This window comes from Bradyrhizobium sp. CCBAU 51627 (assembly GCF_028128765.1).
Classification (GTDB): Bacteria; Pseudomonadota; Alphaproteobacteria; order Rhizobiales; family Xanthobacteraceae; genus Bradyrhizobium.
Genome location: NZ_LBJG01000024.1, coordinates 1,141,186 through 1,162,500, shown reverse-complemented (window position 1 = coordinate 1,162,500; position 21,315 = coordinate 1,141,186). Strand labels below are relative to the sequence as shown.

Annotated in this window: 21 protein-coding genes; 13 read left to right on the top strand and 8 right to left on the bottom strand. The window is 63.7% G+C overall.

What is annotated here, in order from left to right; translation table 11 throughout:
* Positions 1 to 53: 53 nt before the first annotated feature.
* From XH88_RS20335 to XH88_RS20315, 5 genes are all read left to right on the top strand, one after another.
* Positions 54 to 1,001 carry a lytic transglycosylase domain-containing protein gene (locus XH88_RS20335; RefSeq protein WP_271670023.1) on the top strand — a complete coding sequence of 316 codons (948 nt, stop codon included), beginning with the start codon at positions 54 to 56 and terminating at the stop codon, positions 999 to 1,001.
* Between the two features lie 40 nt (positions 1,002 to 1,041).
* Positions 1,042 to 1,512, top strand: a complete 471-nt coding sequence (locus tag XH88_RS20330; protein ID WP_271670022.1) for an NUDIX domain-containing protein — start codon at positions 1,042 to 1,044, stop codon at positions 1,510 to 1,512.
* Positions 1,513 to 1,841: 329 nt separating this feature from the next.
* Positions 1,842 to 2,435: a hypothetical protein gene (locus XH88_RS20325; RefSeq protein ID WP_271670021.1), complete on the top strand. Its 594-nt coding sequence runs from the start codon at positions 1,842 to 1,844 to the stop codon at positions 2,433 to 2,435.
* A complete protein-coding gene (locus XH88_RS20320) occupies positions 2,432 to 2,794 on the top strand; it encodes an HGGxSTG domain-containing protein (RefSeq protein ID WP_271670020.1) in 363 nt (120 codons plus the stop codon). Before XH88_RS20325 ends, XH88_RS20320 begins: the two co-directional genes overlap by 4 nt.
* A 9-nt stretch (positions 2,795 to 2,803) precedes the next feature.
* Positions 2,804 to 3,160, top strand: a complete 357-nt coding sequence (locus XH88_RS20315) for a response regulator (protein ID WP_271670019.1) — start codon at positions 2,804 to 2,806, stop codon at positions 3,158 to 3,160.
* A gap of 31 nt (positions 3,161 to 3,191) precedes the next feature.
* On the opposite strand, the gene XH88_RS20310 is transcribed toward XH88_RS20315, so the two are convergent.
* The 6 genes from XH88_RS20310 to XH88_RS20285 all read right to left on the bottom strand — a co-directional run bounded on the left by XH88_RS20310 (position 3,192) and on the right by XH88_RS20285 (position 11,322).
* Entirely contained in the window at positions 3,192 to 3,929 is a 738-nt protein-coding gene (locus tag XH88_RS20310; protein ID WP_271670018.1) for a metallophosphoesterase family protein, read from the bottom strand.
* 437 nt (positions 3,930 to 4,366) lie between these two features.
* Positions 4,367 to 4,594 (bottom strand): hypothetical protein, encoded by a 228-nt coding sequence (locus XH88_RS20305; protein ID WP_271670012.1) that lies wholly within the window; start codon positions 4,592 to 4,594, stop codon positions 4,367 to 4,369.
* Between the two features lie 49 nt (positions 4,595 to 4,643).
* On the bottom strand, positions 4,644 to 4,823 hold the full coding sequence (locus tag XH88_RS20300; RefSeq protein WP_271670013.1) for a hypothetical protein: 180 nt from the start codon (positions 4,821 to 4,823) through the stop codon (positions 4,644 to 4,646).
* Between the two features lie 190 nt (positions 4,824 to 5,013).
* Positions 5,014 to 7,902: an NHLP bacteriocin export ABC transporter permease/ATPase subunit gene (locus XH88_RS20295; protein ID WP_271670017.1), complete on the bottom strand. Its 2,889-nt coding sequence runs from the start codon at positions 7,900 to 7,902 to the stop codon at positions 5,014 to 5,016.
* Positions 7,899 to 10,064: an NHLP family bacteriocin export ABC transporter peptidase/permease/ATPase subunit gene (locus XH88_RS20290; protein ID WP_271670016.1), complete on the bottom strand. Its 2,166-nt coding sequence runs from the start codon at positions 10,062 to 10,064 to the stop codon at positions 7,899 to 7,901. Before XH88_RS20290 ends, XH88_RS20295 begins: the two co-directional genes overlap by 4 nt.
* Positions 10,057 to 11,322 carry an NHLP bacteriocin system secretion protein gene (locus tag XH88_RS20285; protein WP_271670015.1) on the bottom strand — a complete coding sequence of 422 codons (1,266 nt, stop codon included), beginning with the start codon at positions 11,320 to 11,322 and terminating at the stop codon, positions 10,057 to 10,059. The genes XH88_RS20290 and XH88_RS20285 overlap by 8 nt, the downstream gene beginning before the upstream one ends.
* 232 nt (positions 11,323 to 11,554) lie before the next feature.
* Here XH88_RS20285 and XH88_RS20280 point away from each other — a divergent pair, with 232 nt between their 5' ends.
* From XH88_RS20280 to XH88_RS20260, 5 genes are all read left to right on the top strand, one after another.
* Positions 11,555 to 12,082 carry a hypothetical protein gene (locus XH88_RS20280; RefSeq protein ID WP_271670014.1) on the top strand — a complete coding sequence of 176 codons (528 nt, stop codon included), beginning with the start codon at positions 11,555 to 11,557 and terminating at the stop codon, positions 12,080 to 12,082.
* A gap of 184 nt (positions 12,083 to 12,266) precedes the next feature.
* Positions 12,267 to 12,446 (top strand): hypothetical protein, encoded by a 180-nt coding sequence (locus tag XH88_RS20275; RefSeq protein ID WP_271670013.1) that lies wholly within the window; start codon positions 12,267 to 12,269, stop codon positions 12,444 to 12,446.
* A gap of 49 nt (positions 12,447 to 12,495) precedes the next feature.
* Positions 12,496 to 12,723 carry a hypothetical protein gene (locus XH88_RS20270; protein ID WP_271670012.1) on the top strand — a complete coding sequence of 76 codons (228 nt, stop codon included), beginning with the start codon at positions 12,496 to 12,498 and terminating at the stop codon, positions 12,721 to 12,723.
* Positions 12,724 to 12,894: 171 nt separating this feature from the next.
* Entirely contained in the window at positions 12,895 to 14,406 is a 1,512-nt protein-coding gene (locus XH88_RS20265) for a CYTH and CHAD domain-containing protein (RefSeq protein WP_271670011.1), read from the top strand.
* A 15-nt stretch (positions 14,407 to 14,421) separates the two neighbouring features.
* Positions 14,422 to 14,790 (top strand): avidin/streptavidin family protein, encoded by a 369-nt coding sequence (locus XH88_RS20260; RefSeq protein WP_271670010.1) that lies wholly within the window; start codon positions 14,422 to 14,424, stop codon positions 14,788 to 14,790.
* Between the two features lie 150 nt (positions 14,791 to 14,940).
* Here XH88_RS20260 and XH88_RS20255 read toward each other — a convergent pair whose 3' ends face one another.
* Complete coding sequence (locus tag XH88_RS20255) at positions 14,941 to 16,374, bottom strand: TAXI family TRAP transporter solute-binding subunit (RefSeq protein WP_271670009.1); 1,434 nt, start codon at positions 16,372 to 16,374, stop codon at positions 14,941 to 14,943.
* A gap of 270 nt (positions 16,375 to 16,644) precedes the next feature.
* Here XH88_RS20255 and XH88_RS20250 point away from each other — a divergent pair, with 270 nt between their 5' ends.
* Together XH88_RS20250 and XH88_RS20245 are read left to right on the top strand one after the other, a co-directional pair.
* Entirely contained in the window at positions 16,645 to 17,889 is a 1,245-nt protein-coding gene (locus tag XH88_RS20250) for an MFS transporter (RefSeq protein ID WP_271670008.1), read from the top strand.
* 126 nt (positions 17,890 to 18,015) lie between these two features.
* Complete coding sequence (locus tag XH88_RS20245; protein ID WP_271670007.1) at positions 18,016 to 19,833, top strand: chloride channel protein; 1,818 nt, start codon at positions 18,016 to 18,018, stop codon at positions 19,831 to 19,833.
* 72 nt (positions 19,834 to 19,905) lie between these two features.
* Here XH88_RS20245 and XH88_RS20240 read toward each other — a convergent pair whose 3' ends face one another.
* Entirely contained in the window at positions 19,906 to 20,826 is a 921-nt protein-coding gene (locus XH88_RS20240) for a cytochrome c oxidase assembly protein (protein WP_271670006.1), read from the bottom strand.
* A gap of 175 nt (positions 20,827 to 21,001) precedes the next feature.
* Between XH88_RS20240 and XH88_RS20235 the strand changes: the two genes are divergently transcribed.
* A complete protein-coding gene (locus XH88_RS20235) occupies positions 21,002 to 21,241 on the top strand; it encodes a hypothetical protein (protein ID WP_271670005.1) in 240 nt (79 codons plus the stop codon).
* The last annotated feature ends 74 nt before the right edge of the window (positions 21,242 to 21,315 follow it).

The following is a 21,315-nucleotide window of genomic DNA, read 5'->3' as shown; positions in this document are numbered from 1 at the left end:
TTTCACCGGCGTGCCGCTGGTCGTTCTCCCACAGTTCGAGGACTCTTACCGAGATGCGATTTCTCGTCGCGGCTTGCGCTGCGTTCCTGATTCTGATGTGCGACGTCAGCTCTCCGCCGGCCCAAAGTCCCTATTTCGACAGCGCGACACCAAAGTCCGATCGCGCGCCCTCGCTGGTTCCCCTCGTCGAAATGTTCCTCGCAAGCGTGCAGGCGATCGAGCTCGCCAATGCGCGCGCGTCGTACGAGGAGACCATCGAGCCGCCCCCCGTGCTCGAAACGGCCGAACAGGCTCCGGCTTCACCGACCGAGCAATTCTGCCGCGCTCTCAAGGAAGCGGCCGAGGCAAGCGGCATTCCCGTGCCGTTCTTCGCCCGCCTGCTCTGGCAAGAGAGCCGCTTCAAATCCAACGAGGTCAGCCAGGCCGGTGCGCAAGGAGTTGCGCAATTCATGCCGGAGACCGCCGCAGAGGTCGGGCTCGATGATCCCTTCGACCCCATGAAGGCGCTGCCCGCGTCGGCGAAGTTCCTGCGCAAGCTCCGCGACGATTTCGGCAATCTCGGCCTTGCCGCGGCCGCTTACAACGCCGGCCCCGGCCGGATCCAGAAATGGCTCGCCAGGGAGAGCGACTTGCCGCGCGAGACGCGCGACTATGTCCGCATCATCACCGGCACCAGGGCCGAGGACTGGATCGAACGCTCGGACGCCCTCGCGATCCGGATCGACCTGCCGCGCGAGGCGCCTTGTGAAGGTGTTGGCAGCCTGTCCAAGAGCAAGGACGTCGCCTGGGTGCCCGCGAATCTTGCGCCTTCGACCGTCACCATCATCCGCAGGGCCGAGCAATTGGCTGCGCGGCTCTCGGCAAACCGAGCCCGCAAGCGTCTCGTTGCCCTGCTCCACAAGGGCGCAGCATCCCACGGCAAGGCACGCAGCATGATCGCGGCCCGCGCGAAAGGAGCAAAGACGCACGCCATCCGAGTCGCGGCACGCGAGTCGAACTGATAAACAGACTGAAAGAACCCCGCCTGCACGGAATCTTGCGATGCCATCGAGAAGCGCCGGCATCCTTGCCTATCGAAAACGCCGCATATGCGAGGTGCTCCTCGTCCATCCCGGAGGACCTTTCTGGCGCAACAAGGATCTTGGCGCGTGGTCGATTCCCAAAGGCGAATATGTCGAGGACGAGGACGCCGAGGTTGCAGCACGCCGAGAGTTTGCCGAAGAACTCGGATTTGAAGTATTGGTGCCGCTGACCTTGCTCGGTCAGGTCAAACAGCGCGGCGGGAAAATCGTCACCGCCTTCGCAGCCGAGCTGGACGTCGAGGTAGCCGGCATCCATAGCAACACATTTGAGATCGAATGGCCGCCCCGGAGCGGCAACCGGCAGTGTTTCCCGGAGGTCGACCGCGCCGAATGGTTTACACTCGCGCAGGCGTACGAGAAGATCAACGAAGGACAACGACCGCTGCTCGACCTGCTGGCACAGCTGGGCCGCAGCGGAAAGGCACCTTGATCTTCCCGGGCGCCGCCCGTAGCGCCATCCTCCAGATCAAATTCCGAAAACAACCTCATGCACAGTAGCGCAGTCCTGTCGAAACAAGGACTTACGCAAAGGCAACTACGGAATTCCAGAATACCGGTTGACCCGTCGGGCAAAACAGGAGCATGATGGCATCATCGCGAGTTCGGCCATCGCCACGCCACGTCCGGTCATGGACGCCTCGGCCCGGCCGCGCGAAAACGCCTCATCGACATCTGACAATCTCAACCGCCGCACGGCAGGTGCGCGATCGGCTTTGCTCGCCGCGAGCCATTGCGCCTGCGCCCGGAAGGACACATCGCATGACGACATCCCTGACGCATCACGAGACAGCGATCGCGGCCAGCGCTCCCGCCGCGATCATCGCAAGCCCGAAGGTCAAGCTCCGCCGCAGCCGCATCGTGATCGAGCATCCCGATACGCGCGCCGGCGAAAAGCTGTTGGCCGAGGCACTCGGCGCCGTCGATCGCGATGCGCTGCATGGCCTGCTCAGCCAGTTGGTCAAGGCCAGCGCGGTTGCGCGCAAGCCGGACCAGGGCAATCTGTCGTTCATGGTCTCGATGCTGAAGAGCATCGCACCAAAGGATTCGCTCGAAGCCATGCTGGCGGCGCAGATAGTGAGCATCCACGTCGCGTCGATGCGCTGCGCCTGTCGTCTCGCCTGCACTGACGACGTGCCGCAGCAGGAGAGCCTCACGCGCGCACTGACCCGGCTGGCTCGCACCTACGCAGCGCAGATGGAGGCGCTGAACCGGCATCGCAGCAACGGCGCCTGCGCGATCACTGTGCAGAACCTGTCAGTGCAGGACGGCGGCAAGGCGGTCGTCGGCCATTTCACCCAGCACGCGAATCTGATCGCGGCGCAGCCGGGACTGGCGGAAGCGGTCACACCGTGAGCCACACCCGCAACACCGGTCCCATGCGGGCAAGCGCGCGCTGCGGCGCCCGGACGCGCAATGGTGAAACCTGCCGCGCGCCGGCACTGCGCGGCAAAACACGCTGCCGCATGCATGGCGGCACCGCGGGATCAGGAGCGCCAGTTGGGAACGGCAATGCCGTCAAGCACGGCTATTTCACCAGCGAGGCCATCGACGAACGCAAGTTCGTTCGCGCGATACTGATCCAATCGGAGACTTTTCTGCGCGAACTGCCCGCGGGATCGCTGACAAACTGCAACCCCGACGTGAGCGGAACACCAGAGAGCGCACCGGGAACGGATTCACCTCTTCCGCGCTTAACAAATGCTGGGAAGTGAGGTGCAATCATGGCCCAATCGAAGCCGATCCGGCCGATCGCCATCGTCGTCGAGGATGACGACATTCAGCGCGAAATGCTTACGATGCTGCTCGAGGACAACAACTTCGACGTGCTCCAGTGCGAGGACGCCGAAACAGCTGCTCTGGCCGTGAAGGCACGGCACCCGTCCCTGATCGTCACCGACATCAGCCTGGTCGGGAAGATGAATGGCGTCGATCTCGCACACTTTGCCCAACAGCAGAACGCCGGCATACGGATCATCGTGATCTCGGGTCGTCCGCTGCCCCGGCCCCTGCCGCCCGGGGCAAGGTTCATCATCAAGCCGGTCTATCCGACGGCACTGCTCGCAGAGGCTGCGCAATAGCAGCGGTCTGCTGCCGCGCATCCTCGCAAGCTCACCGTTGAACCCAGCCACTGGCAATCGCGCTGGCCCAGCTCGGCATGCCCTTGTCGCGCGCGAGTGCAGCCATGGCCGTGCCGTCGTAGGGCACGTAGCGCATCGTCGCGGACCAGCCTGCGCGGGTCCGCTCCAGAATTGCGTAGCAGGCCTGGGGCGCGCCGACCTCGACGACATAGGGAACGGGCGTCCGCCCATCGTAACCGGGCAGCCCGACGCTGCCGGGATTGACGATCATGCGCCCGTCCCTCAGGCGGACCACACGCGGGATATGCGTGTGTCCGCAGAGAATCAGTTCTGCGGCGATGCCTGCAGCGCCAGCTTCAATCATGGCGACCGAACTGGCGCGGACGCTGCCGTCGGCAGCGACGTGATCGAGCCAGAAGGCCGCATCGTCCTTCGGAGATGCATGGCAGAGAAACACGTTCTCGCGATAGACGAGCGTCGGCGGCATGCCGGCCATCCAGTCGAAATGCCTGCGCTCCAGCTGCCGGAAATCGCTCCTCGCCGATTGCCCGCCCCGCCAGAGCTCGACGAGAATGCGATCCTGGTCGCCCTGCACCGATGGAAAGCCCCGCTCCATCAGCAGGTCCGCAGTCCTGACGGCCTCGAGCGGGCCGCTGACGTGATCGCCGAGATTGACGATTTCACTGACGCCGAGCTCGGCGATGTCGGCGAGCACGGCTTCAAGCGCCGGGCAATTGCCATGGATGTCCGCGATCGCAGCAAATTTCATCTCGCCCTCCCCATGCGGGACGACCGACGATGCTCTTGTTGCGGGAGGATGCAGGACTGGCCATTCGCTTTAGCTGCATTTTGAGAAGCGCCCGCAAGCTGAGTGTCAAATCGGCGCCGTGTGGAAACGTAGCACCGCCTTGATGGCGCGAGCAAGTGACGGCTTCGACGGCTCCGGCACTAGCCCGAAAGCGCCGTGCCGCTGATCGCGGCACAGCGCGGCAGTTCACGCTGCTGCATGCATGGATGACGCACGGAGGTTTCTGAACCAGTGCAAGCAAGTTGGCGCACGAGATGCGGGTCGAGATCACCGTCGTCAGCAAGCCGCCCTTCCCGGATGACCGCGTCTTGCCGCCTCGACGCAGGGTGATGGGCCGGAAGTGAAAGAGGCCGCCAGCTGAGGCGGCCTCCCATTCGCGAGCAGCTCGGAAAACGGGCTCAGAACGGCGGCTGTCCCGGGCCCGATCCCGGGCCAAACGGGCCGCGCAGGTTGCCCGGTCCCTGCAAGCCGCCAAAGATGAGTCCGCCGACCCATAGGGCGGCGTCCTTGATGGCGCCGCCGATGGCGCGGAGGGCGTCGCCGAGCCAGTTGCCGCCGACGACCGCTTCAAGCTCCGCGTCGTTCAGTTCGATGATGTCCGGGTTGGCCTGTTTCAGGTTCAGCATTGTGGTCGCTCCTCTCGATGTGTGATGGAACGGTTTGAACGTGTGGTTCTCAGCGGTGGAAGATGCCGCCAGGCAGCCAGGGGTTCGGGCCGGGGGGCTGCTGCGTCGTGATCTTTCCATTCACAATCCACGGCCCGATGCAGCCTCCATCATTGAAGAAGCCGCCGCACACGGATTCCAGTTCACGGTCGTCCAGCTCTCTGCGGTCTTGATTGCTGCGCTCGGTCATTTGCGTCTCCCGCTGTGAAGGAAGGGGCCATCCCCTCTCATCTGGTGGTCGCAGGAGTACCGCGGGCGGTCTGGTTGGACTGTGATGCCCCTCACAGAGGCAAGCGGCTGCCTTTTTTGCTCGAATTGATGGCCAGTTTCGCACCTGCTGCTGCGTTTCCAGAGCCTGCAGATATCGATTGAGACGGCCGTCAGAGCAATTGCCGCTGCGCAAACGCCGCAAAAGCACCAGCAGCGGCGATCAACTCCTCGAACGTCCCGCTTTCGACGATCTTGCCGTCGACCAGCACGATGATCCGGTCCGCCGTCTTGACGGTGCTCAGCCGGTGAGCAATGACGACCCGGGTGACGTTCAGATTTTCCAACGCATCACTGACGATGGCCTGGGATCGATTGTCGAGCGAGCTCGTCGCCTCGTCGAACAGCAGGACGCGTGGGCGTCGCGCGATGGCACGCGCGATCATGATGCGCTGACGTTGCCCTCCGGAAAGCGTACTGACACCTTCGGATATCTGGGTCAGCATCCCCATCGGCATCGCCTTGATGTCCTCTTCAATTCCGGCAAGCCGGGCGGCTTCCCACACCTGGTCGAGCGAAAGCCGCAGTCCACCGCAGATATTCTCATAGATGTTCCCGTTCGCGAGCCGGGCGCTCTGCAGGACGACGCCGAGCTGGCGCCGCAAAGCACTCAGATCCAGCGTCTCGATTGATTTCCCGTCGTAGAACACCGCGCCCGATTCCGGCCGCTCGAATCCCAGCAGGAGCCGGAACAAGGATGATTTGCCGCTTCCCGATGGACCGACGATCGCGACGTATTCGCCTGGCGCTATCTTCAACGAGACATTGTCGAGCACCAGAGGGCCGCTCGACAGATAGCGGAAGGAGACGCGCGCGAGCTCGATCGAGCCGGACAGTTCTCCCGGCGCCTTGCGGTCGTCCGAAACCTCGGTCAGGCTCGCAATCAGAGGCCGCAACCGAAGCAGCGGCGGGATCGCAATCAGCGCCTCGCTGACACCGCCGGCCCAGGAGCCGACGGCGCCCATCGATTGCCCGAAGGCGGAAAAGAACGCGAAGAACGTGCCGAGATCCGTGAGCAGGTTGCTGTTCGAATAGGATGCGTAGGCAAAGATGATCAGCGTCGCGATCGTCGGAAAGGCCGCCTCGAACGCGCCCAGGCCGTTGCTGGCAATTTGCGAGGACACGAAATACTGCTTTTGCGTCGCGAACTGCTTCGACCAGATTCCGAGCGCGCGCCCGGTCGCCCCCGATACCCGCAACTTGCCGACACCCGTCAGCAACTGCAGGACGAATCCGCTGACCTTGCCCTGCTGATTGAAGTGCTTGTTCTCGTAATACAACCGCAGCAGGTTGGTGGAGATGATGGCGGCTGCCCTGACCAATGTCAGCCCGATCGCCAGCAACGCCAGCTTCGGGCTGTAGTAGACCATCAGGCCGAGGCTGAAGATACAGAACAGGCCGGCGATCATGCCCCGCAATGCGTGGCCCGTCAGGGCACGCCGCGCGGCGTCGATGCCCATTGCGCGGTCGACCAGCTCGCCCGCCGTGAATTCCCGAAAGATCGCGGTCGGCAGCCTGAGCAGGCGATCGATCATCGCCGACTGCAATCGCCAGTCGATCATCGCTTCCATGCGAAGCATGACCAGACCCTGCATGACCTGGACGCTGGCAACCGCCAGTGCCGTCAGGCCGAGCGCGAGAGCGCAGAAAACGAGCTGATCGAGCTCCGATCTCGGAATGATCGAGCTGATCAGCAGATTGGTGACAAAGGGCGTCACCAGCGACAGAAGTCCGATCACCACGACCGCCAGAGCGATGCGCAGACCGCTGCCGCGCGCATAACGCAGGGAAAATTGCAGAAGGTCCCGAAACTTAAGGACGCGTGACGGTAACGGCGGATAGAACGTCGCCGCTTCCGGAGCGATCTGCGCCGCCACCGCGCGATCGACCGGCAGGCGCGCTTTCGTCAGCGGATCGATCATGATGTAGCCGCGGCGCGGCTCGTAGACCAGAGCGACCGGTTCGCGCTTCTCGCCGAACCAGCCGACCAGCGGACCGGCATCGGTTCGCCACCAGCCCGACCGGAGCAGGACCTGCCGCAGTCGCAGACGGGCATCGAGTGCAATTCGCGTCAGTCCAGCGAATTCCTGCCGGCTGCTGTCGACGCGGCTGGAGATCGTTATCGGCGCGCGCATCGCGCTTCCGACCAGCTGGCAGGCGCCGGCCAGCCGGTCGGAATACGATGCGTCGACTGCATCATGATCGAACCGTCGCCCGATGATGCCGGAGAGGCGATCAAAGGCTTCGACGGACTGCGAGGTCGCGAGAGCGTTCCGACTCGCCAGACGTTCGCTCTCTCCCACTCCTTCATGAGCCAGAATGCGCTGGACGCAGGCCACGAAGCTTTGGTGGAACTGATCGATTGCCGGCCAGATCGAGGCCGGCGTAACGCCGCTTGTGACTCCGCCACACCCTTGCGCGCCCGCCTCGACCCACAGGCCGCCGGTGAGCGGCAGCGGCTGACTTCCCGCCGCGTAGGAAGCGCCAGCGCCCATCAGCCTGAGGTCGCCGCGCTCCACGGTCAGCCAAAGCAGCCCGCGCATGGGTCCCCTGACGCACTGATTTGCACGCAACTGCGCTTCGCCCTCCGGCAGTTCGTCCATCTGCCACAGCGGCGCAGGTCCGGCGACGAAACGCGCCATGCGTTCGATCCAGCGCGTGGCCTGAGCTGCCGACGTCAGATCCGTCCTGGAGCGCGCAGATGTTCGCGTGCCGTCGGTACCCACCGCGATGAAGCTCACGCCGCGACCTGCAGGGGCCACGAGCGCCGGGAGATCGGGGACGACATCGCCGCTTTCGATCCGAAACAAATGGTGTCTGCGCCCGTATTCGCCACCGTCGACATCGACGGCGAAGACGTCGAGATAACCGGCGACCACCTCCAGCACATGGCCGTGGTGATCGAGCAGGATGGGCCTGCGACCATCGAGCGTCATGTCGAACGGAAGCTCCGCCGGGACGAGCCTCGCGCACGACAAGATGTTTTCAGCCGAACGGGTCATTGCTGGGACACCAGCCTTGCATATTCGCCGTCGAGAGCCAGCAGGCTCTCGTGTGTCCCGCGCTCGACGACCTTTCCCTGACGCAACACGAGGATCTCGTCGCAATCCCTGATCGTGCTCAGACGATGCGCGATGATGATGCAGGTGCAGCCGGATCGGCGCAGATTATCGTCAATCGCCTTCTCGGTGATCGGATCGAGCGCAGCCGTGGCTTCATCGAGAACGATGACCGAGGGGCGGCCGACGAGAGCGCGCGCGATCTCGATGCGCTGACGCTGCCCGCCGCTGAAATTCGTCCCTCCCTCGCTGACGTAAGTCTCGTAATTGCCGGCCCTGATGGCGATCTCATCCTGGATCTGCCCGTCTTGCAGCGCCCTCGTCAGATCGACGTCCGGCGTCGTCCGGTCCCAAAGGGTGAGATTGTCGCGCACCGTGCCCTCGAACAGGAAGATATCCTGGTCGACATAGGCGATGGAGTTGGCGAGGATCTCGGGCGGAACGTCCCCAAGCGGGACGCCGTCGATCAGGATATCTCCAGCCCACGGCTTGTTGAGGCCGCAAATCAGGCGACCCAGCGTCGATTTACCGCTTCCGGACGCGCCGACAAGCGCCACGCGCGATCCCGGACTGACAGCGACGGAAAGGTCCGCGATCAGGGGAGCCTCGAGCAGCGAATAGCCGAACTGCACGTTCCTCAGTTCGAGGCCTCCGGCGAGCTTGGCGGGGAATGGCCTGTCGGCTCTACCCGTCTTCGGCTTGTCACCGAGCGGATAATTGTAGACGTCTTCAAGGCGGTCGAGCGCGCCCCTGATCACTTGAAAGCCGCTGGCCTGATTGACCAGCGCAGCGACGGGCTCCGAGAAGCTTGCCATCAGCGCCTGGAAGGCAACGAGGCTGCCGAGCGTCAGCGAACCTTCAATCACCCGCAAACCCCCAAGGACGAGAATCGCCGTCATGGTCAGTCCGGAGATCAGGGTCGGGATCATGTCGAGCAAGATCGAAGACGACGCAAGGTCGCGCTCTGCATTGAGAAGCTTGGCCTGAACGCCGGACCATTGTCCGAAAGCCTCGTCCTCGAGCCCGCTTGCCTTGATCGTTTCGATGCTCCTGACGATGCTGATCACCGCTCCCAGCGACTTTCCGCGTTCTTGCGAGAGCCCGCGACTGAGGTCCTCCCGCCGCCGGTGAGACAGGCGCAGGCACAGGACGTTGAGCAGCGACAGGGCGATGCAGATCGCGGCGAGCCACTGATCGTAGACCGCCATCGCGAACGCAAAGAACACGACGGAGGTGAGGTTGAGCGCGTTCGTGGCAATGCCGCCTGCAAGCAGCCGGGCAATCTGCTCGTTGGCCGCAACGCGCGTCGCGATATCGCCGGCGTGGCGCTGGGTGAAGAATTCCATCGGCAATGCCATCACCCGCCAGAGGAACCGACTGATCATCACGACCGACAGCTTCGTCTGCAGCCGCAGCAGCAGGGATTGCTGGAGCAGCACCAGAATTGTGCGGATCAGCGCGGTTGCGGCCATGCCGACCAGGAGCGGGCGCAACCATCCATCCAGATGCTGAATGAGAATGTCGTCGATGAAGATCTTCGAAAAGCTCGCGGCGACGAGACCGGGAAGAACCATGACGAAGCTGAGCAGGACGAGCAGCCAGACAGCGGCCTTCGATCCGCGCAGCTCACGGATGAGCAGGCGCAGTCCTCCAGGCTTGCTTCCTTGCGCGACGAAGCCCGAGGTCGGCTCCATGACGAGCACGACGCCGGTAAAGCTCCTGTCGAGTTCGTCCAATCCGACCCGCCTTCGCCCGATGGCCGGGTCGTTGATGTAGGCGAACTTTCCGTCGAGCCCCTCGAGAACGACGAAATGATTGAGGTTCCAGTGAATGATGCACGGCGTCGGCGTCGCGCGCAGCGTCGAGACCTCTTGCCGAAAGCCTTTTGCGGACAGGCCGAAGCGCCGCGCCGCCCTGACGACATTGCTCGCCTTGCTGCCGTCGCGCGACACGCCGCATTCGACGCGTAACTGCTCGAGCGGCACCCACCGGCCATAATGAGCCAGCACCATGGCGAGACAGGCCGCGCCGCATTCCGCCGCCTCCATCTGCAGGACGGTAGGTGTTTTCTTGACTCCCGGAGCAGGCTTGGCAGGACTATCCATCGATCCCGGTCAGCTTCCTGATGAGAGGAACAACAAGATCCAGCGGACGCCGGTTTCGGGTGGTGATTTCGGCCTGGACCAGCGTGCCGCTGGTCAGATGAACCTGCGGCCCCTTGCCGACAGCCCATCGATAGCCGCTCGTCGTCGTGTCGTCCCGCTCGAGGGACACGGCGACGGCGTAGGGCGCGCCGTCGTGAGAGAACACCTTGACCAGCTGGTCGTTGTGGAGCACCGCAGTCATGCCCTGCGGCGTGACGGGAAAATCCGACACGCTGGACACGGTCCCGATCATCGTGCCGAACTCCTCGCGCTTGACAGTGCTGGGCGCGAGGCGCACCTGCGAGCCCAGCTTGACGCTCTTGCCCTGCTCGGCAGGGATATAGACCATCGCCTCGAGCTTCGAGCCCTCGTCTTCAATCAGGACGACCGGAGTGCCGACCGCGAGCACCGAACCGGTCGATATCTTGATCTCGACCACTCGCCCTGCGATCGGACTGAGAATCTGCGAATTTCGACCCAGCGTTCCGGCGAGTGCCTGCATCTCACGGCGCGCATTGTTGGCGGCGAACTCGGCCTGCTGCAATTCATGCTCGCGCTGGGTTTCGAGATCGGATTTCTGTGCGTGCAGCTTGAGGATCTCGTTTTGCGAATCCATCCGGCGCTGCTGCGCCTCGGTCAACTCGAGCCGGCGATCATCCAGCGTCTTCCGCGTGGTCAGCCCTTTGGCCATGAGCTGCTCGAGATTCCTCACGTCGACATCCAGGGACTGAACGCGCTGCCCGGTCGCTTCGATGACCTTGTTGAAGGCGGCCTCGAGCTTTTCGAAATTCGAGGCCTTGGCCGCGAGCTCCGACCTGACCTTGGCAGCCATGTCGTCATGCTCGCGCTGACGCTCTTTGTAGGTCTCCACCGCATTTGCGTACTTCTGCTCGATGTCGGTCTGCGAGATCTGGGCAATCAACTGCCCGCGTTCGACATGATCGCCGACGGAAACGCCGAGCGAAGCGAGCCGTCCCTCCGCGGCAGAGACTGCATCGACGACACGTCCGCTGCCGACCAGAATTCCCTGTCCCGACACGCGCGAGGGAATCCGGCCGTAAACTCCCCAGATCAGCGCCGCAACGAGTGCGACCGTGACGACGGCGGCCAGGATCCAGTCGGCCGGCTTGGTGATCGCGACGAGATGGTCGAGCTCTTCCGGAGATGCCGCGCGCTGCAACGCGCTGGCACGAAAAATCTGTTCGGGACCGTCGGCCATGCTTCAAGTCTCCGCGAATGCTTTCGGCACAATCACTTTCTGTTTTTCAAAAATCAGCTTGGAACTTCCGGAGTATAGCCCGATGATACATACGAGCCAATTTTCCCACAACGGGTCGCGACCAATGCTTGCGTCTGAGGTAGCCGCCGGCGAAAATGCGATTGAGCGATCTGTCGTGCGGCGCTAAGCTATTGGCGATGGCGACTGCCGGCGGATGTTTCGAGCGCGTCAAATGAGATCGCAACCGGATCACGTGACACCTGCCGCGGCAGCTCGTGCGGTTGCAACTCGGCTGGCGTTGCAATGCCTGGGGGTGCTGCTCGCGACGAATATGTGCATGGCCGGAATCCTCAGTCCCGCCGACTTGAAGCGAGTCGAAGATCTCAGGCCAATGTTCGGAGGCTTGATGGCGGACCTCGTCCAAACCTCCCAACGGACCGATATCCCCCCTGCGGATGCAAATTGCGTCAAGGCGACGGTTCAAAATCTGGTCGAGATTTCGCAAGAGCTGTCCAGTTTCGAATATCTGATCACGATCGAGAAGGAGTTGACGAGCGTCGGCGACAACGACCCCACTCGCGATGTGGTGAAATTTGCCATCGAGCAGTCGACCAATATCCTGACGAGCCAGCGCAAAAAGATCGCGCAACTTCCCGATCAGTGCGCGAGGTCGGCTCTGGCTTTGGCCAAGTCCCAGCAAGCCGTGCAGGTCATCGACGCGACGACCGGGATATTGAGTTCCATTCGCTCCCGGCTTTGAGGCGTCTGCGCGCGAGCCGCAATCTCTTCAGCGATATTCTCGAGAATTGCCCCCTGTCCCGCGACGCAATTCGCCCTGCGGCGGTTCCTGTGATTCGTATCACAGTCCAACCAGACCGCCCGCGGTACTCCTGCGACCACCAGATGAGAGGGGATGGCCCCTTCCTTCACAGCGGGAGACGCAAATGACCGAGCGCAGCAATCAAGACCGCAGAGAGCTGGACGACCGTGAACTGGAATCCGTGTGCGGCGGCTTCTTCAATGATGGAGGCTGCATCGGGCCGTGGATTGTGAATGGAAAGATCACGACGCAGCAGCCCCCCGGCCCGAACCCCTGGCTGCCTGGCGGCATCTTCCACCGCTGAGAACCACACGTTCAAACCGTTCCATCACACATCGAGAGGAGCGACCACAATGCTGAACCTGAAGCAGGCCAACCCGGACATCATCGAACTGAACGACGCGGAGCTTGAAGCGGTCGTCGGCGGCAACTGGCTCGGCGACGCCCTCCGCGCCATCGGCGGCGCCATCAAGGACGCCGCCCTGTGGGTCGGCGGACTCATCTTTGGCGGCTTGCAGGGACCGGGCAACCTGCGCGGCCCGTTTGGCCCGGGGTCGGGCCCGGGACAGCCGCCGTTCTGAGCCCGTTTTCCGAGCTGCTCGCGAATGGGAGGCCGCCTCAGCTGGCGGCCTCTTTCACTTCCGGCCCATCACCCTGCGTCGAGGCGGCACGGCTTGTCCGGATCAAATGGCTCGCAAGACGGGAACTTCCCGCGCTTGTGCCGCTTTGGTTGGCTACGGAAAGAGCTCGCCATGAACGCAGAGACGGAACTGAAATTCCGGATTGCGCCGCGACAGATGTCCTCAGTGTTGAGGGATCACGGCTTGCGCGGGCGCCGCCGCGACCGGTCCGAGCAAACGCTCGTGTCGACCTACTTCGATACGACCAAGCACAAGCTCAGGCACCACGGCCTGACGCTGCGGGTGCGCAGGATGGACGGCCGCTATTTGCAAACCGTCAAGGCTGGCGGGACGGCGATACGGCGCGGCGAATGGGAGCATGAGGTTTCCAGTGCAAGCCCTGACCTCAAGAAGACGGAAGATACGCCTCTACGGCGGCTTGCGACCGCGAAACTTCCGCGCAAGCTGAAACCGGTTTTCCAGACCGACATTCATCGCACGGCGCAGGCGCAACGAGTCGGGAACAGCGAGATCGAACTCGCGCTCGATCGCGGCCGGATCCGTGCAGGGCGCCGGTCGCGACCCGTCTCCGAGCTCGAGCTGGAATTGAAGTCCGGGCGCATCGCAGATCTGTTCCACCTGGCGCGGCGACTCGAGCGCAGCACGGAGGCCGAGCTCGACCTGCGTTCGAAATCCGAACGAGGCTTCGGGCTGGTCGCGGGAGGCGGCGGCAGCGCACAGCACGCCGAACCGATCGCGCTGGAGACCACGCTGTCTCCGCGCGAGGCGTTTTCCATCATCGCACATTCGACGCTGCGGCAGATCACGGCGAACGCCGATCCGGTGCGCGCGATGGACTCCGAAGGTGTCCATCAGATGCGTGTCGGCTTGCGGCGGTTGCGGGCCGCGATCTCCCTCTTCAAGGAGGTGCTGCCGCGCGCGAGCACTGCGCGGATCAAGAGCGAGCTCAAATGGCTCACGAACGAGCTTGCGCCGGCGCGCGAGATCGACGTGTTTCTGACGGAGAGCATCGCGCCGGTTTCCGGCCAGGACATCCCGAAGCGCGGCGTTCGCGCGATCCGCAGAAGATTTGCCCAGCAGAGAGCGGAGGCCTTCGTCCGCGCCCGTAACGCAATCGGGTCTGCGCGGTACCGCCGCATGCTGATTGACCTCGTTGAGTGGATCGAAACCGGACGTCCTCGCGCCGACGACGACCGATCGATCGCGGCCTATGCCGCCGAGGCGCTCGGGCGGCGGATCAGGAAGGCGCGGAAGCAGGGCAAGCAATTGACCCGCCTCGATCCGAGCCAGCGCCACAAGCTGCGAATCCGGATCAAGAAAATCCGCTATGCCATCGATTTCTTCGCGAGCCTCTATCGCGACCGCGATCAGGGGACGCTCGATTCTCTGTCCGATCGCCTGAAGCGGATTCAATCCGCGCTGGGATCGCTCAACGACTTCATGGCACATCGCGAGCTGGCAAGGGAGGCGGCGCTTACGGCGCCCCCGGCCAACCGCCGCGCGCAGGCTTTTGCATCGGGGTTCATCGTCGGCCAGGAGCGCAAGGCAACTCACGACCTGCTGAAAGGTGCCGCGAAAGAACTGCATCGGCTGCACCGGCTGAGCATCGCGCCGGGCAAATGATCCTGGAGAAGCAGCATGGGATGGGTTGGCACCTGGCGAAACCAATTCGGCTCGATCTTGCGCATCATCAGCGATGCTGAGGGCCGCGTCGAAGGCACGTTCGAGACCGCGCTCGAGGACAGCGGCTTCTATGGACAAACGGTGCACGTCACCGGATTTCACAGGGGCAATTGCATCGGCTTTGTCGCCGTGGGTTCGTCCGCCGCGGGCGACCGTGTCGTGTCCTACACGGGATTGCTACGCCACGGCAGAATGGAGACGGCCTGGTTCGTGGTCGCCGACCAGGCCCTGAGCGCCGCCAGGGAGGGCGATCCCGCAAAGCTCAAGCCGCTGAACTGGTGGCGCGCCGTGACCACCAATGTCGACACCTTCGAGCGGACCTAAACGCATTGAGATTTGGATCAATCGTCATCGCGCCTTGGGTTGTTGTTTGCGCTTGGTCGTTTCGGAAGATCGCGGTGCACCTTTCCGGACCACGGGACGTCCGGCCCGGTCGGACTTGTCGAGCCGGCCAAGACCTTCCCAACGAGAGGTCTAGGTGCCGCCCGATCCTCGCACCATTGTTGTCGCTGGCGCGCGCACGCTCTCGACGTTGCTACGCTGCAACGTGGCCCGCCTCTCGGCGATGGCGTTGCTCAACAGCTCAAGCACCAGGCTGAATGCCGCGAGCTCCTCTTCCTCGATCGTGCCGTCGTCGTAGCACGTGAGTGTTTCACGGATGATCCCGTCGGCCTCGCGCTGGAGGGTCAGAAGCTCCTGGTTGGACTCCGCGGTCCGCGCGCTCGATACCATGGCCAGGATTCTCTTGCGATGGCTGGTGTTTTCCTCCCTTTCATCGCGGTTCAGGTAGCGGCGCAACCAGGCGGCGGCCGAGCCGATACCGGAGAGAAGCAGCAGCCCGAACCAGAAATAATCGCCGTAGCGGTCGAGAAAGGTGCGTTCGTTGCCATCGATCACGGCCGCCGCTCCGCGATGGACCGGCAACTCGGTGTCTTTCTCGAGGTCCGGCTTGCTGATGTGAGCGGCGCCGGGGACCTGCCTCGCGATCGCCTGACGAACGGCAAAGAGCTCGCGAAAGAATGTGGCCACGGTGGTTTCCGACAGGGCCTTTCTCGCCACGATGAGATGGCTGACGCTGACCGTCTCGACCTTGTCATCCGGCCAGGCTGGATCCGCATTGAAGACGCTGGGCGGAATCTCCTCGGACTCGTAGCGGGGATGCTTCAAGGCGATCGCTTCCGAGGTGTCGACGGCGAGAAACTTCGGCTCGCCTCGCAGGCGCGCCGTCGCAGCGATCGCGTCCGACGTGATCTTGCTGTCGAGCGGACCGACCGCCATGAATGCATCGAGATGACGATCGCGCCCCAACTCCTCGAGTTGATCCGTGCCGAAGTGCGTGACCACGATCTTGTCCGCGTTCACCCCTGAGGCGCTCAGGATGATCCGCAACAATGCGGCATTCGCCGGGGTCTTCCCGATGATGCCGACATGATGCCCTGCCAGATCGGCAACCTCCTTGATTTTCGGCGTCGGCTTTTTCTTCGATTTCTTGGCCGCAAGCCCGGAGGGCGCCCACAGCACGACGAAGTTCTTGCGCACGACCGCGACTTGCTGCGCCTCGGCAGGCATCTCCAGGTCGCCGCGGCCAACGGCGAGGTCGGCCTTGCCGGCTCCAAGCAGGGCAAGGGACTGCGTCGCCCCCTCGGTCCTGACCGGCGACAGCCTGACCGTTCGGCTCTCGGCAGCGAAGGCATCGGCCATCGCCTGGATGACCTTGTCGTCGTCGCTGCCCGGCGGTCCGACGGCGATCCGGAGCGTGGCCGGCCGCAAGGCGTAATAGAGTGCCCCCGACGCGGCGCCAAAGACAAGAAATCCAACCGCGAGAACCAGCAAGAAGGAATTGCTTCTTCTCCGCGCTCGGCGGGCCGCGTCACTGGCCGTCTGGCTTGTACCCTCGGACAAAGACATTGCCGCTGCCAATCGCAGATCCGGAGCGTCTGCCATCATACCACGTTTTCCCGAGAACAACGTCTTGACCGCCGGGCCGGTTCATCGGCCCGAGGCCTGAAATGGACCGAGTTCGCCGGAGGTCGGCCGCGCCGGAACGGCGCGCAAACCCTTGCCGGCGTGATCTGTCCCCAGCTCTGGCCCGCCCTGCGCCGACGCCTCCCTCCGGCTGTTGGCACGGGCCGTTCCATCGTGTAACGGCACGAAAAAGCTTGTTGGGACGGGACGCTGATGAGTGCGCTTGCCACGGAAGAAGCGGGACATGGCACCCGCGCCCTGATCTTTGCGCTGCTCGCGCTCGCCTGCGGGCACATGCTCTCGACCTTGCTGCGCACGATCCCGGCGCTCAGCCTCGATCTGATGGCTGCGGATTTCCAGGTGCAGCCGCAGGCGCTGGCGAGCCTCACCTCGGTCTATCATTTCGCCTTTGCGGCCTCGCAGATCCCGGTCGGCGCGGCGATGGACCGCTTCGGCGTGCGGCCGGTGTCGCTGAGCCTGCTCGCAGGCACCGTGATCGGCGCGATCGCCTCGGGCTTTGCGACGGGGCCTTCGAGCTTTGCCTTCGGGCAGTTGCTGCTCGGCGTTGCCACCTCCGGCATGCTGATGTGCCCGATGACGTTAGCTGCCAAGCAATTGTCGGCGGCACGCTTCGGGCTGTGGTCCGGCGCGATCCTCTCGATCGGCAATATCGGCATGCTGTTGTCCTCGAGCCCGCTCGCCTTCGTGGTCGATCAATACGGCTGGCGCGCCGGATTCTGGATCGCGGCAGCTGGCGGCGTCATGGTGGCGCTCGCGGTGTTCGCGCTGGTGCCGAACCAGCCGGCCGAGCACAAGGACGACTCCTCGCCGTTATCGCAGATGATCGAGGTGCTCAGGCTCGGGCTGTCGCGGCCCTTGCGCGGCCTCATCGCGTTGGCGCTGGTGTCGCTCGCGACATCGCTGGTGCTGCGCGGGCTGTGGGGCGGACCGTGGCTGATGCAGATCAAGGGACTGACGCGGGTCGAGGCCGGCAACCAGCTCGGCGCCTATACGCTGGCGATGATCGCAGGTCCCCTGTGCATGGGCATGGTCGACCGCAGGATCGGCCGCCGCAGGAAGCTTGTGGCCGCCGCGCACACGCTGGCGGCGCTGCTGGTCGCGCTGATGGCGTTAGGGGCTCCGCACTATGCGGTTGCATGGCTGTTCGGCGTGGCGGTCATGCCGCCGCAATACGACCTGACGCTATTCGTCCTGATCGGGCTTTCGACCTCGGCCCAGCCGCTGCTGTTCGGCATGTGCCGGCAGCTCGTCGACGCGCACGTCGCGGGCAAGGCACTGGCGGCCGTGAACCTCGCCTTCTTCCTCGGTACCGCCTTGATGCAGTCGCTCACCGGCGCGGTCGCCGCGTTCGCAGGATTGCCGGCGGTGCTGCTGTTCATGGCGGCGGCCTTGCTCGTCGGGGTGATGATCTTTCTGGCCTGCACGCGGGCCTCCTGATGAGGCGGCATCCCGCGCCACGGAACAAACAAAAGCCGCATCGGTTGGCCATGGAGCATGACCATCTCGTTTTTCGAGGGGCGAGATTGCCAAGCTGCTTTCGCCTCGCATTGTTTCGTGATCCGAATGGCCACAGCAATTGTATCCGAAACAGGCAAGCTTATTGCACCCAGGAGCGGCAAGAGGCTTTCCGAGGAGCGGCGCGTAAGCCTTCTCGTTCTCTGCGGCCTCGCGCTGGTGATCGGGGTCTTGACCGGGCTGGGCGCCGTCCTGTTTCGAGCCCTGATCGGGTTGGTTCACAATCTGTCCTACAATGGCCGATTGAGCTTCGTGTATGACGCCAATGTCAGCGAAGGCGCCAGCCGCTTCGGGGACTTCGTCTTTTTTGCGCCGATCATTGGCGGGTTGATCGTCGTCTTTCTCGTCAGGCGCTTTGCGCCGGAGGCCAAAGGCCACGGCGTCCCCGAGGTCATGGATGCAATCTTTTACAAGCGGGGCAACATTCGCGGTACCGTGGCGGTGATCAAGGCGCTGGCCTCTGCAATATCGATCGGCAGCGGGGCCGCAGTCGGACGCGAAGGTCCGATCATCCAGATCGGCTCGGCGCTGGGCTCGGCCTTCTCGCAATTCATCGGGCTCTCGACCCGGCAGAAGATCACGCTACTGTCCGCCGGCGCCGGTGCAGGCATCGCCGCGACCTTCAACACGCCGCTCGGCGGTGTTCTTTTCGCCCTCGAAATCCTTTTGCCGGAGGTGTCCAACCGCACCTTCCTTCCCGTCGTGGTGGCCACGGGCGCCGCGACGACGATCGGGCGCATCCTGATCGGCCCCGATCCCGCCTTTGCCGTACCCGACGTCCAATTCCCGATGGTCGCCTCGTTCAACATCCAGGAGGCGATCGCATTCGTCCTGCTCGGATCGGCATGCGGCGTGGCGGCCTGGGCCTTTATCCGCGTGCTCGTCTTCATGGAGGACGGATTTCCGAGACTGACGCAGAACGAGTACATCCAGAACATTCTCGGCATGTCCGTGATCGGCCTGATGATGGTGGGCCTCACCCGCACCTTCGGACACTCCTACATCGACGGCGTCGGCTATTCGGTCATCCAGGATATCCTCGACCACAGGATGACCGCGGCCGGCCTGCTTGCGCTGCTGTTTGCGCTCAAGCTCGTCGCAACGACCGTAAGCCTCGGCTGCGGCGCCTCGGGCGGCATCTTCTCCCCCTCGCTCTATCTCGGCGCCACGCTCGGCGCCGCCTTCGCGGCCGCGACCAGTTCGATCTTGCCGCATTCCGGCGTGACGCCGTCATCCGCCGCCATCGTCGGAATGGCGGCGATGGTCGGAGCCGGAACCGGCGGGGTGATGACAGCGATTGTCATGGTGTTCGAGATGACCCGCGACTACGCCATCATCGTCCCCGTGATCGTCGCGGTCGCGCTGGCTGCCGGGATACGGCGCGCGCTCGTCAACGAAACGATCTACACTGTCAAGCTGCGCCATCGCGGGCATCGCATTCCGAAGGAACGGCACATCAATCTCTACCTGGTCAAGCAGGCCCAGGACATCATGGAGCACCGTTTCATCGTGGCCAGGGCGGGCACGACGCTGAAGCAGGCCATGACCGAGGAAGACACGGACGACGCCCGCGCCATCGTGGTCGAACGGGACGGCAGGATCGTGGGACTCATCCCGCCGCGGTCGGGTCTGTGGGCCGAGTCCCACACCAACCCCGATCTTCTGGTCGAACGCTTCGCCGAACGGCGGCTCGTCATTTGCCGGGATCAGGACCTGCTGAGCCTTGTTCTTGCGCGGTTGCGCCGTCACCGTGCCGGTGCGGCAATCGTGTTTCACGGCGGCTCACGCCCGCGCGTGAACGACATCGTCGGCATCGTCACCAAGCGCGTGATCGCCGATGCCGTCATCGGTAGCTATGAGGACTGATCCGCATGCGCCGGCGCAAATCGATCCCGCGGAACGCGTGCAGCGCGCCCGGGATTTCCGACCGGCATGGTGTCAATAGTCCGGCCTCGCTCCGTGCGCAGACCCGGTCGACGGATGCCCGGGACCCAGCGTCGCCAGATAGGCAATGATGTCATGGCGCGACGGCGCATCGAGGACGCGCACCGGCATTCTCGCTCCCGGCACCAGCCGTTGCGGGCCGGCAAGCCATTCGTCGAGCTTGTCGCCGGTCCAACTGACATGGGCCGCCTTCAGCGCCGGTGAATAGTCGTAGCCGGCGACGGAGCCGGCCGGACGTCCGACCACCCCGGCCAGTTCAGGGCCGGTCATGTTCCGGTCGAGCGCATGGCAGGCGCTGCAGCGCTGGCTGAAGAGCTCCTGGCCGTGGGCGACATCCGGCGGCGCGCCGGCAAGAAAGCGCGACAGATTCTTCGCCTCGGACGGGCTCACCGAGCGGCCCATGGTATAGCTCAGCGTGATGGTGTCGACGTGTTCGGTGTCGGCGTCCTTGCCGAAGGCCGGATCGACATAGAACACGACCGGCATGTCCACCTTCTGATGCGGGTCAAGCCGTTCCTCATTGAAGCAGAAGCACTGAATCTTGTTGAAGTAGATTCCGCTCGTCTCCGGCGTGACATTAAACGTGGCATGTCCGACGGTCGGCGCGTCACCGAGATTCTCGGCGCTGAAGAACACGAGCTTCTGCTCGCCGAGATGAACCTGCACGGAACGCTGCTCCGGCGCGAACCGCCACGGCAGCCCGGGGGCGACGTTGGCATCGAACGCCACCGTTACCGTGCGTTGAGAACTGGTGGTCGGATCGGAATAAGCTCTTTGCGTCGTCCCGCCATAGCCGGTTGCGCCGCAAAATACGCGATAGAGCACCGGCGAATAAGCGACCAGACCGGTCATGACGCCGAGAGCGACGAAACAAGGGATCACGACGTTCAAATGCTTCCGATAACCCGGTTCCATCGCCCCCCCCGAACAAAGCTGCATCGCGATAACCCCATTAATGCTGCTCCGCCAGAAGGACGAGCCGCCTTTCGTCGGGTTTGACGATGTTGTGATCCGGGATTAGAGCCGAGAATCTCCGCATCGCCCATGACTCAAGGGCATTTGCTGCAACTGGATGAGACGGAGCGCTGGCATGAGCCCTGCAAATACTGTCTATGACGAGCACCAAGGCCGCGTGGCGACAATCACGACGATTGCGATCGAGGCGAACGCCGTCACGCGTGACGAGAGCGGGGCCGAGACCAACCCGACCAACGATCAGGATGCGGAGAAGGTGGTATACGCCAAGGCATTCCAAGCCTGGGCGGAAGGCAAGATCGGTGGAAACGCCGAAGACATCTTCGAAACAGTTCAGGAAGTTCTCGATAGCTAGGAATCGCACGGCTGTTTCCCTGGGCGCAGGCACTCACTGCCTCAGGCCTTGCGCCGCGACGTGCCGCAGGGGAT

Coding starts and splice junctions, on each gene's coding strand:
- XH88_RS20335 (WP_271670023.1), top strand. CDS start 54: ATGCGATTTCTCGTCGCGGCTTGCGCTGCGTTCCTGATTCTGATGTGC.
- XH88_RS20330 (WP_271670022.1), top strand. CDS start 1,042: ATGCCATCGAGAAGCGCCGGCATCCTTGCCTATCGAAAACGCCGCATA.
- XH88_RS20325 (WP_271670021.1), top strand. CDS start 1,842: ATGACGACATCCCTGACGCATCACGAGACAGCGATCGCGGCCAGCGCT.
- XH88_RS20315 (WP_271670019.1), top strand. CDS start 2,804: ATGGCCCAATCGAAGCCGATCCGGCCGATCGCCATCGTCGTCGAGGAT.
- XH88_RS20310 (WP_271670018.1), bottom strand. CDS start 3,929: ATGAAATTTGCTGCGATCGCGGACATCCATGGCAATTGCCCGGCGCTT.
- XH88_RS20305 (WP_271670012.1), bottom strand. CDS start 4,594: ATGCTGAACCTGAAACAGGCCAACCCGGACATCATCGAACTGAACGAC.
- XH88_RS20300 (WP_271670013.1), bottom strand. CDS start 4,823: ATGACCGAGCGCAGCAATCAAGACCGCAGAGAGCTGGACGACCGTGAA.
- XH88_RS20295 (WP_271670017.1), bottom strand. CDS start 7,902: ATGACCCGTTCGGCTGAAAACATCTTGTCGTGCGCGAGGCTCGTCCCG.
- XH88_RS20290 (WP_271670016.1), bottom strand. CDS start 10,064: ATGGATAGTCCTGCCAAGCCTGCTCCGGGAGTCAAGAAAACACCTACC.
- XH88_RS20285 (WP_271670015.1), bottom strand. CDS start 11,322: ATGGCCGACGGTCCCGAACAGATTTTTCGTGCCAGCGCGTTGCAGCGC.
- XH88_RS20280 (WP_271670014.1), top strand. CDS start 11,555: ATGAGATCGCAACCGGATCACGTGACACCTGCCGCGGCAGCTCGTGCG.
- XH88_RS20275 (WP_271670013.1), top strand. CDS start 12,267: ATGACCGAGCGCAGCAATCAAGACCGCAGAGAGCTGGACGACCGTGAA.
- XH88_RS20270 (WP_271670012.1), top strand. CDS start 12,496: ATGCTGAACCTGAAGCAGGCCAACCCGGACATCATCGAACTGAACGAC.
- XH88_RS20265 (WP_271670011.1), top strand. CDS start 12,895: ATGAACGCAGAGACGGAACTGAAATTCCGGATTGCGCCGCGACAGATG.
- XH88_RS20260 (WP_271670010.1), top strand. CDS start 14,422: ATGGGATGGGTTGGCACCTGGCGAAACCAATTCGGCTCGATCTTGCGC.
- XH88_RS20255 (WP_271670009.1), bottom strand. CDS start 16,374: ATGTCTTTGTCCGAGGGTACAAGCCAGACGGCCAGTGACGCGGCCCGC.
- XH88_RS20250 (WP_271670008.1), top strand. CDS start 16,645: ATGAGTGCGCTTGCCACGGAAGAAGCGGGACATGGCACCCGCGCCCTG.
- XH88_RS20245 (WP_271670007.1), top strand. CDS start 18,016: ATGGCCACAGCAATTGTATCCGAAACAGGCAAGCTTATTGCACCCAGG.
- XH88_RS20240 (WP_271670006.1), bottom strand. CDS start 20,826: ATGGAACCGGGTTATCGGAAGCATTTGAACGTCGTGATCCCTTGTTTC.
- XH88_RS20235 (WP_271670005.1), top strand. CDS start 21,002: ATGAGCCCTGCAAATACTGTCTATGACGAGCACCAAGGCCGCGTGGCG.